We start from the raw sequence: 13,733 nt of genomic DNA on the forward strand, positions 1-13,733 counted from the left end.
AGGGAAAGAAGGAGGAGGGAGGAAGGGGGGAAGGGAGGAAGAAGGAGTCAGAGGAAGTAGAGGCGGCTGAGTGAGACGCTGTCCGCCGGTTCGGAGCGCAGGGGTGCGCCGTCAAGCGAGACCAGTCCGGTCTCGGTGACCTCGACGTGGCCGGTGCGGGCGTTGCGGACCAGGTCGCGCGGCCCGATGCCGCGGGTGCCGCGGACGCCGACCCGGCGGCGGCGGGTCGGGAGTCCGTCGGCGGGTCGGTCGGGGTGGGCGCCGTCGGCGGCGGCCTGGGCGACGAAGGCGACCGAGAGGTCGGCGGCGGTGGCGCCGTGGGCGCCGAACTGGGGCCCCAGGACGAGGGGTTCGCAGCGGTCGGTGGAGGCGTTGGGGTCGCCGGTGACGCCGTACGCGGGGAAGCCGGCCTTGAGGACGAGTTGCGGCTTGGCGCCGAAGTGGTCGGGGCGCCAGAGCACGATGTCGGCGAGCTTGCCGGTCTCGATCGAGCCGACCTCGTGGGCGAGTCCGTGGGCGATGGCGGGGTTGATGGTGAGTTTGGCGATGTAACGCAGCACACGCTCGTTGTCGTCGCCGCTCTCGGCGGTCCCGTAGGAGCCGGTTCCGTCCAGCGGGCCGCGTTCGGTCTTCATCTTGCCGGCCATCGCGAAGGTGCGGCGCACCGTCTCGCCGGCTCGGCCCATGCCCTGGGCGTCGGAGGAGGTGATGCCGATGACGCCGAGGTCGTGCAGCACGTCCTCGGCGCCCATGGTGCCGGCCCGGATGCGGTCGCGGGCCATGGCGGCGTCGCCGGGCAGGTCGGTCTTGAGGTCGTGCGCGGAGACGATCATGCCGAAGTGTTCGCCGAGGGCGTCCCGGCCGAAGGGCAGGGTGGGGTTGGTGGAGGAGCCGATGACGTTCGGCACGCCGGCCAGCTTGAGCACGTTGGGGACGTGTCCGCCGCCGCAGCCCTCGATGTGGAAGGCGTGGACGGTCCGGCCGTCCAGCACGCGCAGGGTGTCCTCGACCGCCAGGCATTCGTTCAAGCCGTCGGTGTGCAGGGCGACTTGGACGTCGTACTGGTCGGCGACGCGCAGCGCGGTGTCCAGGGCGCGGGTGTGCGCGCCCAGGTCCTCGTGCACCTTGAAGCCGCAGGCGCCGCCCTCGGCGAGCGCCTCCACCAGCGGGGCCTCGTCGGAGGACGAACCGCGGCCCAGGAAGCCGATGTTGACGGGCCAGGCGTCGAAGGCGTTGAAGGCGTGGCGCAGCGCCCAGGGCGAGTTGACGCCGACGCCCCAGACCGGGCCGAACTCCTGGCCGATGACGGTGGTGACGCCGGAGGCGAGCGAGGCCTCCATGATCCGCGGCGAGAGCAGGTGGACGTGGGTGTCGACGGCGCCGGCGGTGGCGATCAGGCCTTCGCCGGAGACGATGGTGGTACCGGTGCCGACGACCACCTCGACGCCGTCCAGGGTGTCCGGGTTGCCGGCCCGTCCAATGGCGGCGATCCGGCCGCCGATCAGGCCGATGGACGTCTTGCGGATGCCCTGGACCGCGTCGATCACCAGCACGTTGCTGATCACGACGTCGCAGGTGTCGCGGACGGCGGCGGCCTTGAGGTGGAGGCCGTCGCGGGCGGTCTTGCCGAAGCCGGCCAGGAATTCGTCGCCGGGGGCCTGGGAGTCGGCTTCGACCCGGACGATCAGTCCGCTGTCGCCGAGCCGGACCCGGTCGCCGGCCCGGGGGCCGTGCACGGAGATGTAGTCGTGGGCGGAGATGGCGTTCACGAGGGCACCTCCTGGTCGTCGAAGTCGGTCAGGTAGCCGGTGGCGCGGGCCTTGGCGAGGGCGGCGTCCTTGGCGCCGGGGGCGTCCAGGGGGCCGTCGACGAGTCCGGCGAAGCCGATCGCGACGCGTGCGCCGCCGATCGGGACGAGGCCGACCTCGACGGTGGCGCCGGGGTCGAAGCGCACCGAGGAGCCGGCCGGGACGGCCAGGTGGGTGCCGTAGGCGGCGGCGCGGTCGAAGGCCAGGCGCGGGTTGGCCTCGAAGAAGTGGAAGTGGGAGGTGACCGAGATCGGTACCCGGGAGGTGTTGTGGACGGGGATGAGCAGGGTCTCCTCGACCGGGTCGTAGCCGGCGTCGCCGGTCAGCGCGCCGCCGGGGGCCTCGTCGCCGAGCGAACCGGCGCCCTGGAAGGGGTCGTTGACGACGGCGAGCCGGGTGCCGTCCTCGAAGACGGCCTCGACCTGGACGACGGTGACCACGTCGGGCACTCCGGGGAGCACGTCGTCGGCGGTGAGGACGGAGCGGCCGGCCTCGACGGCCTCGGCGAGGCGGCGGCCGTCGCGGGCGGCTTCGCAGACGGTGTCCGCGATCAGGGCGGTCGCCTCGGGGATGTTGAGGCGCACGCCCCGGGCGCGGCGGGCGCGGGCCAGTTCGGCTGCTGTGAAGATCAGCAGCCGGTCCCGCTCGGTGGGGGTCAGTCGCACGGTTCCTCGCTCGCGGTCGCCGGGGAGGGGGTGGGTTCGGGGCCCTGGGCTTCCGGATGATGTTAGAACGGCGTTCAAACATCTCGGCTCATTGAACCCGCACCGGGGCTCCATGTCCAGCGTTGCTGTTCCCCGGGCCTTCGGCTCCCCGGGCGGGCGACGGGGTGAGCGGCGGGGCGGGCCAGCGGGGCGAGCGGGGCGGGCGAGCGGGCCGGGCGGGTGTGGCGAGCGGGCCGGGTGGGCCAGGGGAGTCGGCCCCAGGGGCGGCGCACGGAGGTGGCGCACGGAGGTGGCGAGGGTGGGGGCGCGCGGCCCCGCGCACGGTCCGTACGGGCGCCGGGTGTGCGCGGGATCGGGTGGGGGCGGTCTCGAAAACAGCCTCTGCGCTTCGCAAACCTGTCCGGCGCGGGCAGTTGGATCACGTGAACCTCCCCGTGCCCCTTTCACCCCACGTGATCGGACGCACACTGTTGCAAACGCCGTCAACTGGGCATGAGGATGGTGGTTCAGTACGAGGGGGCCACCCGGCCGGCGGGGGATCCGGAGGCGGGGGCCCGGATTTGAGGGCGGGGGCATCTGTTGATGGACGGTCAGTCGCGATTCCCGCGGCAGCGGACGAGTTCGGGTGACGCCTACCGGTCCGGGCCGGTCCAGGGCCCGGTCGTCGGCGCCGGAACGGCCCTGCCGGGTGCGTCGGCCCCGGGGTGCGCGCTGCACCGCCGGCTGCACCTGACGCTCGAACCGGCCGACCTGGTCGCGGTGGGCGCGGTGCGGCACCGGCTGCGCACCGCGCTGAGCCACTGGGGGGTGCCGGAGCTGTCGGATACCGCCGAGCTGCTCTCCTCCGAGCTGGTCACCAACGCGTTGCAGCACACCGGCAAGGGTGCGGTCTTCGACGCGGTGCTCGGTACGGACAGTCGGCTGCGGGTCGAGGTGCAGGACGGCGCGAGCCGGCTGCCCGGGCGGCGGCGCGATCCGGACGCCGAGTACGCGACCTCGGGGCGCGGGCTGCTGCTGGTGGAGGCGCTGGCGGACTCCTGGGGCGTGCAGTTGCGCGGCGACGGCAAGGTCACCTGGTTCGAGCTCGCGATGCCCTAGCCGACGACCGTCGACCGTCGACGGGCCGCGATCCACCGGCCCCGCCGAAGCCGCCTGCCGAAGCCGGCCGCCAAAGCCGCCTGTCGAACCGGGCCGCCGAACCGGGTCGCCGAACTCGGACCCGACACCCGTACGATTGTTCGCCTCCGATTGATCCGTTCCCGAAGCAAGCCCTGAACACAAGGCGGAGCGCAAGATTTCCGGCCCGTTGCCATTGCCGCTCGGCCGAACATTGGCCAGGATGGTGGGAATGTGTGTCCACGTGCGGGAAGCAGCGGGGAGACCGAACCTCGACTGACCACCGCCCGTCGACACCGCCCGATCCAGCACGACCCATCACACCGCCACGCGGCCCGTCCGGACGGTCGGCGCGGTCCGCCACGGCAGCGGCAGGAGCAGCATGCCCACTGAGCCCGAGTCGCCGGGGCCGGCGCTTCCTCCCGGCGCGTCCGCCGTGGAGCGGCACCTGCCCGTCGTGGAGCCGCACCCGCCCGCTCCCCGCCCGCCCGCGCAGGCCACCCGCCGCAACTCCGTCCGCACGCCGCCGGTGCTCGCCTCCGGGCGGCTGGCGCCCGTGCTGTCCGGCGGCCTGCCGCCCTCCTCCGCCGACTCCATGCCGGACTGGCTGGAGCCCGCGATGGCCGCCAACGGCATCGGCTCCTTCGACTGGGACATCCGCCGCGACGTCCTGGAGGGGGACCAGCGGGCCTGCGCGATCATCGGCCTGGACGCCGTCGAGCGGGACCGCTTCGACCGCACCGCCGCGTCCTTCCTGTCCCTGCTGCACCCGGAGGACGCGCCGGTGGTCCGCCGCCGGGTCGAGCGCGCGGTGGCCGAGCTGGGCCAGTGCGGCGCCTACTACCGCACCGTCGGGCCGAACGGCACGATGCGCGCGGTGCGCTTCCGCGGCCGGGTGCTCGCGGACGCCTTCGGCCGGGCCTCCCGGATGGTGGGCTTCGTCTGGGACGCCACCGTCGAGCTGCACAAGCGCGACCACGCCGACCGGATGGCCCTGCTGCGCGAGGAGCGCTCCCGGTTCATCAAGGAGGCCGCGCGCGCCCTCTCCGAGGCCGTCACCGTGCGTGACGTGGCCCGGGTGTTCACCGAGCTGCCGCTGCCCGGACTGCCGCCGGACGGTCTGGTGCTGGCCTCCTTCGAGGCCGGCCGGGCCCGGATCCTCGGCGCCTCCGGCTACCGTTCGCAGGCCCTCGCCGTCTGGGACCGCGCGGTGCTGCCCGCCGGCCACCCGGCCGCCGAGGCGCTCAGGCACCGCGCCCCGGTCTTCATCTCCAGCCGGGAGGACTTCCGGGACCGCCACCCCGACGTGTGGGAGCAGACCAGCCGTACCGGCCGCGGCTCCTGGGCGTACCTGCCGCTGGTGGCCAGTGGCCGGGCGATCGGCGTCTGCGTGGTCAGCTTCGACGACGAGCGCGAGCTGGACGCGGACGAGCGCACCCTGCTGTCCACCCTGGGCGGGCTGGTGGCCCAGTCGCTGGCCCGGGCCCGGCTGCACGACGCCGAGCACGAGCTGGCGGCGGGCCTGCAGCGGGTGATGCTGCCCCGGACCGTCCCGTCCGTGCCCGGGGTGACCACCGCGGTGCGCTACCTGGCGGCCGGCTCCGGCCTGCAGATCGGCGGCGACTGGTACGACGTGGTGCCGCTGCCCGGCGGGCACGTCGGCCTGGTGATCGGCGACGTCCAGGGCCACGACGTGCACGCGGCCGGGATCATGGGCCAGCTGCGGATCGCGCTGCGCGCCTACGCCGCGGAGGGCCACCCGCCGGCCGCGGTGATGGCCCGGGCCTCCCGCTTCCTCGCCGACCTGGACACCGACCACTTCGCGACCTGCACCTACGCCGAGGTCAACGTGGACTACGGCGTGGTCTACGCCGTCCGGGCCGGCCACCTGGACCCGGTGGTGCGCCGCGCGGACGGCACCGCCGCCGTGCTGCCGGTGGCCGGCGGGCTGCCGCTGGGCATCGACCCGGACCAGGACTACCGGGTGACCAGGTTCAGCCTGGACCCGGGCGAGACGGTGCTGCTCTGCACGGACGGCCTGGTCGAGGCCCGCGGTACGGACCTGGACGAGGGCATCGGCCGGCTCACCCAGGCCATGGCCCGTCCGCTGCCGGCGGCCGGCGAGGCGGCCCGCGACCCGCTGGAGGAGCTGGCCGACCGGATCACCTCCCAGGCCGCCGACTCCAGCGAGCGCGAGGACGACATAGCGCTCCTGCTGCTGCGCTGGGACGGTCCGGAGGGCGGCCTGGCCGCCCAGCAGCTGCGCCGCCGGATCGGCCAGGCCGACCTGGCCAGGGTCGCCGAGGTGCGGGCCGAGCTGCGCGACGCGCTGCGCCGCTGGGGCGTCGCCGAGTTCATCGACACCGCCGAGCTGCTCTCCTCCGAGCTGGTCACCAACGCGATCCGGCACACCGACCGGGACGCCATGTTCACCGCCCGGCTCTACCGGGAGACGGTCTCGGACGGCGGCCGGGCCCGGCTGCGGGTCGAGGTGGAGGACGAATCGGACCTCTGGCCGACCCGTCGGACCCCGGGAGAGCAGGCCTCCTCCGGGCGCGGGCTGATGCTGGTCGAGGCGCTGGCGGACGCCTGGGGCGTGGAGCCGCGCGGGTCCGGCAAGCGGATGTGGTTCGAGCTCAGCGGGACGAGCGCGGCCTGACCGCCCCCCGGGGCCTGACCGCCCGGGGCCCGGGTGAACGCGGACCCCGGGCGAACGCGGGTCCCCGGGGCGGCGGCCCCGCCCCGGGGCCGGGTCAGCCGAACTGCTGCTCCAGGTCCTTCAGTTTGCGTTCCAGCGAGTCCAGCCGGGGGAGCGTGACGGTGTCCTCGTCGGCGGTGAGGTCGATGGTGCGCCGCTCCGGACGGGCCGGCAGGCCCGGCTGGACGACGGCGCCCCCGGCCGCCTCGACCTCGCGCGCGCCCGTCTCGGCGGCGCCGACGGCCCCGGCCTCCCGGGCGCCTGCCGGGAGTTCCGCCCCGGGCCCGCCGGTTATCGCGGACTCCGGGCCGGCCGACTCCAACTGCCGTGCGGCGCCGCCGCGTCCGCGCCAGTGGCCGCTGCCGCGGTTGATCGCCCGGATCTCGGCCCGCTCGCGTCGCCCGGCGAGCTTGCGGCGCTCCTTCTCCATGGCGCGCTCCCGCTTCTCGTCGCGGACCTCGTCCACTGCCTCGTCCAGGCTGCGCACGCCCTCCAGGAGCATCAGCGACCAGGCCGCGTAGGTCTCGCGCGGGGCGCGCAGCCAGCGGACGATGCGGATCTGCGGCAGCGGACGGGGCACCAGGCCCTGTTCGCGCAGGGCGGCCCGGCGGGTCTGCTTGAGCGCGCGGTCGAACAGGACCGCGGCGGACAGCGACATGCCGGAGAAGAACTGCGGGGCGCCGGCGTGGCCGAAGCCGCGCGGGGCGTGCACCCAGTTGAACCAGGCCGAGGCTCCGGCGAAGAGCCAGACCAGCAGGCGGGAGCCGAGCGCCGCGTCGCCGTGGCTGGCCTCGCGGACGGCGAGCACCGAGCAGAACATCGCGGCGCCGTCGAGGCCGAACGGGACGAGGTACTCCCAGCCGCCGGACAGGCCGAGGTTCTGCACGCCGAAGCCGACCAGGCCGTGGAAGGAGAGCGCGGCCGCGACGCCGGCGCAGCAGAACAGCAGCGTGTAGGAGGCCGCGCCGTACAGGGATTCCTTGTTGCGGCGCCGTTCCTCGGAACGCTCCCAGGAATCCGCGCCGGCGGCGGATCCCCGGCTCCGGGCCAGGGCCACCAGGAGGGCGCTGACCAGCAGCCCCACGACCCCGGTGACGGCCCAGCCGAGCGGTATGTCGGACAATTTCATTGCCGGAACCAGCCTCGCTTTCTGCGTCGCGTTCCTGCGCCGCCCACTGCGTTCCAGCAGCGCGGCGGGGACCATCATGACGGATGCCCGGCGGGGGAAAGGCGGATTCGCCGTCAATGCGCTGAGGAGAGGGATTTCTGACCCGTTGTCAATCTCATTGTCATATGAATTCGGTGCGGGACATTCCCGGAATCACGGGCTTTTCGAATCCCGGGTCGTACGGATTTCCGTCAACGTCGCGTGACACGGGGGCAGCCGTTGCACATTTCCGCGGATTCCACGGTGTAGACGAGGCAACAGCTGGCCCGGGCGCGGTCCGTACCCGAAGCACCGCCGCAGCCGGGCGCCGGGGGTGCGAAACCGGCGCCCGGGGTGAAGGGGGCCGGGGCGGGAGCGGGGCCCCGGTCCGCGCCGGGCGTGCGCGCCGGTCCGGGGGAGGACGCTCCGGACGGGGACGCTCCGGACGGGGATGCTCCGGAGGCGGAGGCCCCGGCGGGGGCCGGTCCGGAGGAGGGCGGCGCGGCGGGCTCCCCGGGTGCCAGCAGGGCGGACAGCTCGGCGCGCGCCCGCTCCTGCTCCCCGAGCAGCCCGCCCGCGTACCAGAGCCCCTCCACCACCGCGTCGGTGGCCATCGCCCACAGCACCCGGGGCCCGCGCCGCGCCTCCGGCCCGAAGGCGGCCAGCACCGGGGTCAGGAACTCGCCCAGGGCGCGCCGCAGTTCGGCCGCGAGCGCGTCCTCGTCCGGTACCGTACGGGCCCCGGCCGTGCGGGCCGCCGGGTCGTCCGGCAGGCAGACGAAGGCCTCCGGGCGCACCGTCAGTTCCATCGCGGCCGGGGTGCGGTGCACCGAGACGTCGCCGGGGTCGAGCAGCGGGACGCGCCGTTCCAGGAACCACGGCACGGTGAACAGCAGTGAGACCGGCCAGACGAAGCGGTGCAGTCCGAAGCCGGCCGCCACGTCGGGGCGCAGCGGCCGCCCGTAGCGGGTCAGGCCCTGCCGGGCGTCGTGGGCGACCAGTTCGCGCAGCGCCGCCGGGTCGGTGGTGAGCGCGTCGACCGGCAGCCAGCCGTCGCCGTGCCGGGGCGGGGCGCAGTGCAGGTCGAGCATCGGGGCGAGCGCGGTCAGCCGGTGGTACGAGGGGGCGCAGGGGGTGGGGGTGTCCGGCGCGTGGGGGTGGTCGTGTGCCTGGGGGTGGTCGTGTGCCCGGGTGGTGCGGGGGGTGCGCGGCGCGGGGCCGGGCCGGGTGCTGCTCGCGGTCATGGGCGGGCCCCATCGGGTCGACCGGGGCCGCCGGTGGTCCGCCCGGCGGGGCCGGTCGCGGACGGTCCGCCGCGGCCGGGCCCGGCCGGTCCGGGGCGCGGCGGTGCCCGGGGAACAGCAAGGCGACCTGTCCGGGGCGCTGCTCACCCCGGACAGGTTAGGCTCACCTTAGCTGATTGTTCCCCGGGTCTCGCTGGTGATGCGTCCGTCCGGGGGAGGCCCCGGCGCACGTCCGAGCTGGCGTGCGAGCCAGACCGGTACCCCGCCCAGGGCGTGCACCAGGCGGGTGGCCTCGGCGCGCAGCCGCACCGCCTCGGCGGGTTCGGACACCTCGGCGAGCGCCGCGAGCGCCGGCGCCACCCCCACCGTGAAGCCGAGTTGCTCGCGCAGTCGCAGGGAGGCGTCGAAGCCCTCCCGGGCGTTGCCGCGGTCGCCGCGGGAGAGCGCGAGCGCGGCCAGGTGCCGCCAGGTGTAGGAGCGGAGCAGTTCGTCCCCGCGTTCCCCGGCGCCCTCGTGCGCCCGGCGGTAGGCGATCCAGGCGGCGCTGCGGTCGCCCAGCAGGTTCTCGGCGACCAGTCCGCGTCGGAAGTCCAGCAGGGGGCGGCCCGGCGCGTCCGGCGGCAGCAGCGCCGAGGTGCGGCCGAGGGCGGCCTGGGCCTCGTCGAGGCGGTCGCGCGGGCCGAGCACGCTGGCCAGGTAGGCGAGGAAGCCGCGGGCGCAGCCGGCGGCCGCGCGTTGCTCGGTGCCCTCCGCCAGGGCTTCGGCCAGTCGTAGCGCCTGTTCCGCCTGGGTCCAGTGCGCGGCGGTGAACAGGCACTGTTCGATGAGGAGTTCGGCCCGTGCGAGGGCCGCGGCCGGGTCGTGTTCGGCGGCGGGTCGCAGGAGTTCGGCGGCCTCCTGCCAGCACCCCCGGGACCGCAGCCGCCACACGGTGTCGCCCGGTTCCTCCGCTGCCGCCCGCCCCCGTTCGTCCGGGCCGCTCGGGCTCCATCCGTGCTCCGACAACGCCACCTCCTTGTGTGCGCCATCCAGCAAGGGCGCGGACCTGCCTTGGAGCCCTGCCGCCACGACCCGTTCGCATGGCGACGGCAGGGTGGACGGCACGGCGAAAGGCCCGCGCTGTGGCGGCAATTCAACACGGGGGTGAGCTTGTGCACCAGATCACGAGCGGAGGTTGTTGCTTTTGCCGGGGAGATGATCTAGTGGGCCGCAGGGGCGGGGCGCCCGGGGCGGGGTGCCGGGGCGCCGGGGGACGGGTGGGTCGGGTCAGGAGGTCCAGCCGGTCTCCATCAGGGCCTCGGCGGCGCCGTTGGCGGGTTGGGGCACGCCGGCCAGGTCCAGGCTGAACAGGGCGACCAGCAGTTGTTCGCCGCGCACGGTGGCCTGGTGGGAGTAGCCGGCCAGGGTGAACATGGCGGCGGCCATCTCCTCGGCGTGCAGGGTCTGCAGCCACAGGCACTCGACCGACTTCACGTCGGCGGGCTCGGTCCAGGTGTCGACCTGGGCGACCATCCGGCCGCCCAGCAGGGTGACCCCGTCGCGTTCCTGGGCCTCGGTCAGCTCCAGGTCGTCGAAGCCGAGCCACTCCAGGTAGCGGGCGGCGGTGAACACCGCGTCCTGGGAGGTGCGCACCGGGTGGGGTCGGAACGGGGCGCGGTGGCGGAACGGGCGGGGGCGGCCGGCGGAGCCGCCGTTCGGCGCGGGCGGGGCGGGCGGGGCGGGCACCGGGGCGTTCACCGGGTGCGCCGGGTACGGGCGGGCGGCCTGCGGGCCGGGGGCGGCGAGCGGGCCGGCGGTGCCGCCGCTCAGCCGGGTGGTGCGGTCCACCGGGAGCCGGACGGTGGCGCCGCAGTTGCAGGTGAACTCGGGCTGCGGCCACTGGTCGGAGCGGCCGCAGTGCGGGCAGCGCATGCTCAGCCAGGAATCCTCCCAGGAGCGGAACCGCACCTGCACCGGCACCCCGCCGCGCAGCAGCGGGACCTTCAGCGAGGCGCCGCACGGACACGGCAGCGACGGCGGCTCGTACAGGTGCTCGCGGCGGCAGGCGGGGCAGCGGATCGCCCGGGCGCCACCGCCCGCCGCCGGCCCCGACCGCGCGGGGTCGTGTCCGGTGAAGTCGTCGGGCAGTCCTGCCATCGCGGGCTCCGTCCGTCGGTGTCGGGTCGGGGTGGATGGTTCCCATGCTCCCCGAAACGTCCGGCTCCGGGCGCGGAATGGGGCAATCCTCAGGGACGGATCAGGGACGGTTCAGGGGCCGGTCGCCGCCAGGGGCGAGGCCGGGCCCCTCCGCGGGGAGGATGCGCGGCCGGTGTTCGCGGGGTGGTCGGTCCGCGGACCAGCGGGCCAGGTCGGCGGGGGTGTCCAGGTCGTCGGGGACGGCGATGTCCGCGCACTCGACCAGGACGAGTTCCCCGGCGTGCGCCGCCAGCAGGGCGCGGGCCCCGGCGTCCCCGGCCGCGCCCTCGGCGGCCTCGGTGAAGTGCCGCGCGCCGATCAGCACCGGGTGTCCGCGCCGTCCGCCGTACGCCGCGGCGGCCAGGTCGGCGCCGGCCCGGTGCGCGGCCAGCAGCCGGGCGACCGCGGCCGGGGTGACGCCGGGGGTGTCCACCAGCATCACCAGCACCGCCGGGGCCCGCGGCGGCAGCGCGGCCAGTCCGGCCCGCAGCGAGGAGCCCATGCCCTCGGCCCAGTCCGGGTTGGCGGCCAGTCGGCAGCCCGGCAGGTGCGCGGTGGAGCGCACCCGCTCGCGGTCCGCGCCCAGCACCACGGTGACGTCCGGACAGCCGCCGGCCCGGACGGTGGCCACCGCGTGTTCCACCAGCGGCCGGCCCGCGTACCGGATCAGCGCCTTGGGCCGCCCGCCGAGCCGGCGCCCGCCCCCGGCGGCGAGGACGAGGGCCGGGACGGCGGGCGGCGTGGTCTGCATGCGCCCAGCCTGCCCGGTCCGGGCCCGGTCCCGCAGCGGTTCGGCGCTTGTACGAATCCACAAGACGAAGGCGCAGGTCGCGGGCGGTCCCCGGCGGTTCGGCCGCTGGTCCCGCGGCCCGCTTGCCCCTGTACTGGGGCGATGAACACCGCACCGCGCCCGCTGGTGGACCGCTTCGGACGGGTCCACACCGATCTGCGGGTCTCCCTGACCGATCGCTGCAACCTGCGCTGCACGTACTGCATGCCGGCGGAGGGGCTGGACTGGCTGCCCCGGGCGGACGCGCTCGGGGACGACGAGGTGGTGCGGCTGGTGCGGATCGCGGCACGGCGCCTGGGGGTGCGCTCGGTGCGGCTGACCGGCGGGGAGCCGCTGCTGCGGCGGGGGCTGCCGGGCCTGGTCGGGCGGCTGGCCGCGCTGGGCGTGGAGCTGTCGCTGACCACCAACGGGATCGGCCTGGCGCGGACCGCGGTCGCGCTGCGGGAGGCCGGGCTGGGGCGGGTGAACGTCAGCCTGGACACGCTGCGCGCGGACCGGTTCGCGGCGCTCACCCGGCGGGACCGGATCGCCGACGTGTTCGCGGGCCTGGCGGCGGCGAAGGCGGCCGGGCTGGATCCGGTGAAGGTCAACGCGGTGCCGGTGCGCGGCGTGAACGACGACGAGATACCGGAGTTGGCGGCTTTCGCCGTCGAACACGGCTACCGGATGCGCTTCATCGAGTCCATGCCCCTGGACGCGCAGGGGAGTTGGGACCGCGCCGCGATGGTGACGGCCGAGGAGGTGCTGGCCCGGCTCGGCGAGCGCTTCGACCTGGTGCCGGTCGGGCGCAGCGGCAACGCCCCGGCGGAGGAGTGGCGGGTCGCCGGGACGGACACGGTGATCGGGGTGATCGCCTCCGTCACCCGGCCGTTCTGCGGGGGCTGCGACCGGGTCCGGCTGACGGCCGACGGGCAGCTGCGCAACTGCCTGTTCGCGACGGAGGAGTCGGACCTGCGCGCGCTGTTGCGCGGGGGTGCGGACGACGGGCGGATCGAGGAGGCTTGGCGGGCCTCGGTGATGGGCAAGGGGCCCGGACACGCCATCGGCAGCGCCGGGTTCGTCCGGCCGGACCGGCCGATGTCGGCGATCGGGGGCTGAACTCCGGGGCTTCCGGCGGGAGGGGCGGGGAGGCCGAGGAGTCGACGGAGTGTGAGCTTCGACATGCTCTTGGGCTCCCCGTGGCGTCGGCTTGACCTCCTCTTGGGGCGGCTGGTCTGCTGGTGCGCCGTCAACCCGCCCCTGACCCCGGGAGTTCTCCGTGCCCGCCCGCCGTACCTGGCTGTCCGCCGCCACCGTGTTCCTGATATGCCTGCTCGCCCTGGTCGGCTGGCTGGTCGAGGGCCGGGGCGGGAAGTCGCCGGGCGGGTCCGGACCGTCCGCCGTCGGTAGCGGCACCAGTCCGCTGGAGAACCCGGACGGCACCAGGCCCGGACTGGCGCCGCTGACCACCCCGGAGCAGCGGAAGGCGGGCCGGGAGCTGATCGCCAAGGTGGCCACCGCCCGTACCGGCCCCAAGGACGGCTACGACCGCAACGAGTTCGGCCCCGCCTGGACGGACAGCGTCGACGGCGTTCCGTACGGCGGCAACAAGTGCGACACCCGCAACGACCTGCTGGCCCGCGACGGCAGCGGGGTCGAGCGCAAGGACGGCTCGGACTGCGTGGTCACCGCGATGACCATCCACGACCCGTACACCGGCCGGACCGTCGAGTGGACCAAGCAGCAGGCGTCGAAGATCCAGATCGACCACGTGATGCCGCTCTCCTACGACTGGCAGATGGGCGCCGCCACGTGGGACAAGGCCAAGCGGGTCCGGATCGCCAACGACCCGCTCAACCTGATCCCCGCCGACGGCTCGCAGAACGCCTCCAAGGGCGACTCCGGCCCGGCCGACTGGCTGCCCGCCGACACCGAGATCCGCTGCTCGTACGCGGTGCGCTTCGCCCAGGTCTCGCTCAAGTACCAGCTGCCGGTCACCGAGGCGGACAAGAAGGCGATGCTCCTGCAGTGCGGCGGGTGAGGAAACGATCCTTCCGCGCCTGCCGGACCGCGCGGCCGCGCCGAGGAGTGACGCGGCGCGCGCTGAGGAA

Annotated in this window: 11 protein-coding genes; 4 read left to right on the plus strand and 7 right to left on the minus strand. The window is 75.1% G+C overall.

The window, feature by feature from the left end; genetic code table 11:
* Nucleotides 1-47: 47 nt before the first annotated feature.
* Nucleotides 48-1,769, minus strand: coding sequence for an urease subunit alpha (locus ACZ58X_RS34025; protein ID WP_470337425.1), 1,722 nt, complete (start codon nucleotides 1,767-1,769; stop codon nucleotides 48-50).
* Nucleotides 1,766-2,473, minus strand: coding sequence for an urease subunit gamma (locus ACZ58X_RS34030; RefSeq protein WP_470337426.1), 708 nt, complete (start codon nucleotides 2,471-2,473; stop codon nucleotides 1,766-1,768). Before ACZ58X_RS34030 ends, ACZ58X_RS34025 begins: the two co-directional genes overlap by 4 nt.
* A gap of 582 nt (nucleotides 2,474-3,055) precedes the next feature.
* Between ACZ58X_RS34030 and ACZ58X_RS34035 the strand changes: the two genes are divergently transcribed.
* Together ACZ58X_RS34035 and ACZ58X_RS34040 are read left to right on the plus strand one after the other, a co-directional pair.
* Nucleotides 3,056-3,571, plus strand: coding sequence for an ATP-binding protein (locus ACZ58X_RS34035; RefSeq protein WP_470337427.1), 516 nt, complete (start codon nucleotides 3,056-3,058; stop codon nucleotides 3,569-3,571).
* Between the two features lie 400 nt (nucleotides 3,572-3,971).
* Nucleotides 3,972-6,248, plus strand: a complete 2,277-nt coding sequence (locus ACZ58X_RS34040) for a SpoIIE family protein phosphatase (RefSeq protein ID WP_470337428.1) — start codon at nucleotides 3,972-3,974, stop codon at nucleotides 6,246-6,248.
* 94 nt (nucleotides 6,249-6,342) lie between these two features.
* Here the strand turns inward: ACZ58X_RS34040 and ACZ58X_RS34045 are convergent, their stop codons facing one another.
* The 5 genes from ACZ58X_RS34045 to ACZ58X_RS34065 form a co-directional block, all read right to left on the minus strand.
* Nucleotides 6,343-7,416: a DUF2637 domain-containing protein gene (locus ACZ58X_RS34045; protein WP_470337429.1), complete on the minus strand. Its 1,074-nt coding sequence runs from the start codon at nucleotides 7,414-7,416 to the stop codon at nucleotides 6,343-6,345.
* Between the two features lie 230 nt (nucleotides 7,417-7,646).
* Complete coding sequence (locus ACZ58X_RS34050) at nucleotides 7,647-8,678, minus strand: (2Fe-2S)-binding protein (RefSeq protein ID WP_470337430.1); 1,032 nt, start codon at nucleotides 8,676-8,678, stop codon at nucleotides 7,647-7,649.
* A gap of 168 nt (nucleotides 8,679-8,846) precedes the next feature.
* Nucleotides 8,847-9,683 (minus strand): hypothetical protein, encoded by an 837-nt coding sequence (locus ACZ58X_RS34055; protein WP_470337431.1) that lies wholly within the window; start codon nucleotides 9,681-9,683, stop codon nucleotides 8,847-8,849.
* 261 nt (nucleotides 9,684-9,944) lie between these two features.
* Nucleotides 9,945-10,814 carry a hypothetical protein gene (locus ACZ58X_RS34060; RefSeq protein WP_470337432.1) on the minus strand — a complete coding sequence of 290 codons (870 nt, stop codon included), beginning with the start codon at nucleotides 10,812-10,814 and terminating at the stop codon, nucleotides 9,945-9,947.
* A 100-nt stretch (nucleotides 10,815-10,914) separates the two neighbouring features.
* Nucleotides 10,915-11,604, minus strand: a complete 690-nt coding sequence (locus ACZ58X_RS34065) for a nucleotidyltransferase family protein (protein ID WP_470337433.1) — start codon at nucleotides 11,602-11,604, stop codon at nucleotides 10,915-10,917.
* A gap of 141 nt (nucleotides 11,605-11,745) precedes the next feature.
* Here ACZ58X_RS34065 and moaA point away from each other — a divergent pair, with 141 nt between their 5' ends.
* Complete coding sequence (gene moaA / locus ACZ58X_RS34070; protein ID WP_470337434.1) at nucleotides 11,746-12,741, plus strand: GTP 3',8-cyclase MoaA; 996 nt, start codon at nucleotides 11,746-11,748, stop codon at nucleotides 12,739-12,741.
* Between the two features lie 205 nt (nucleotides 12,742-12,946).
* Entirely contained in the window at nucleotides 12,947-13,663 is a 717-nt protein-coding gene (locus ACZ58X_RS34075; RefSeq protein ID WP_470337482.1) for an HNH endonuclease family protein, read from the plus strand.
* Nucleotides 13,664-13,733 lie beyond the last annotated feature (70 nt).

Source organism: Kitasatospora sp. NPDC040550, assembly GCF_055594965.1.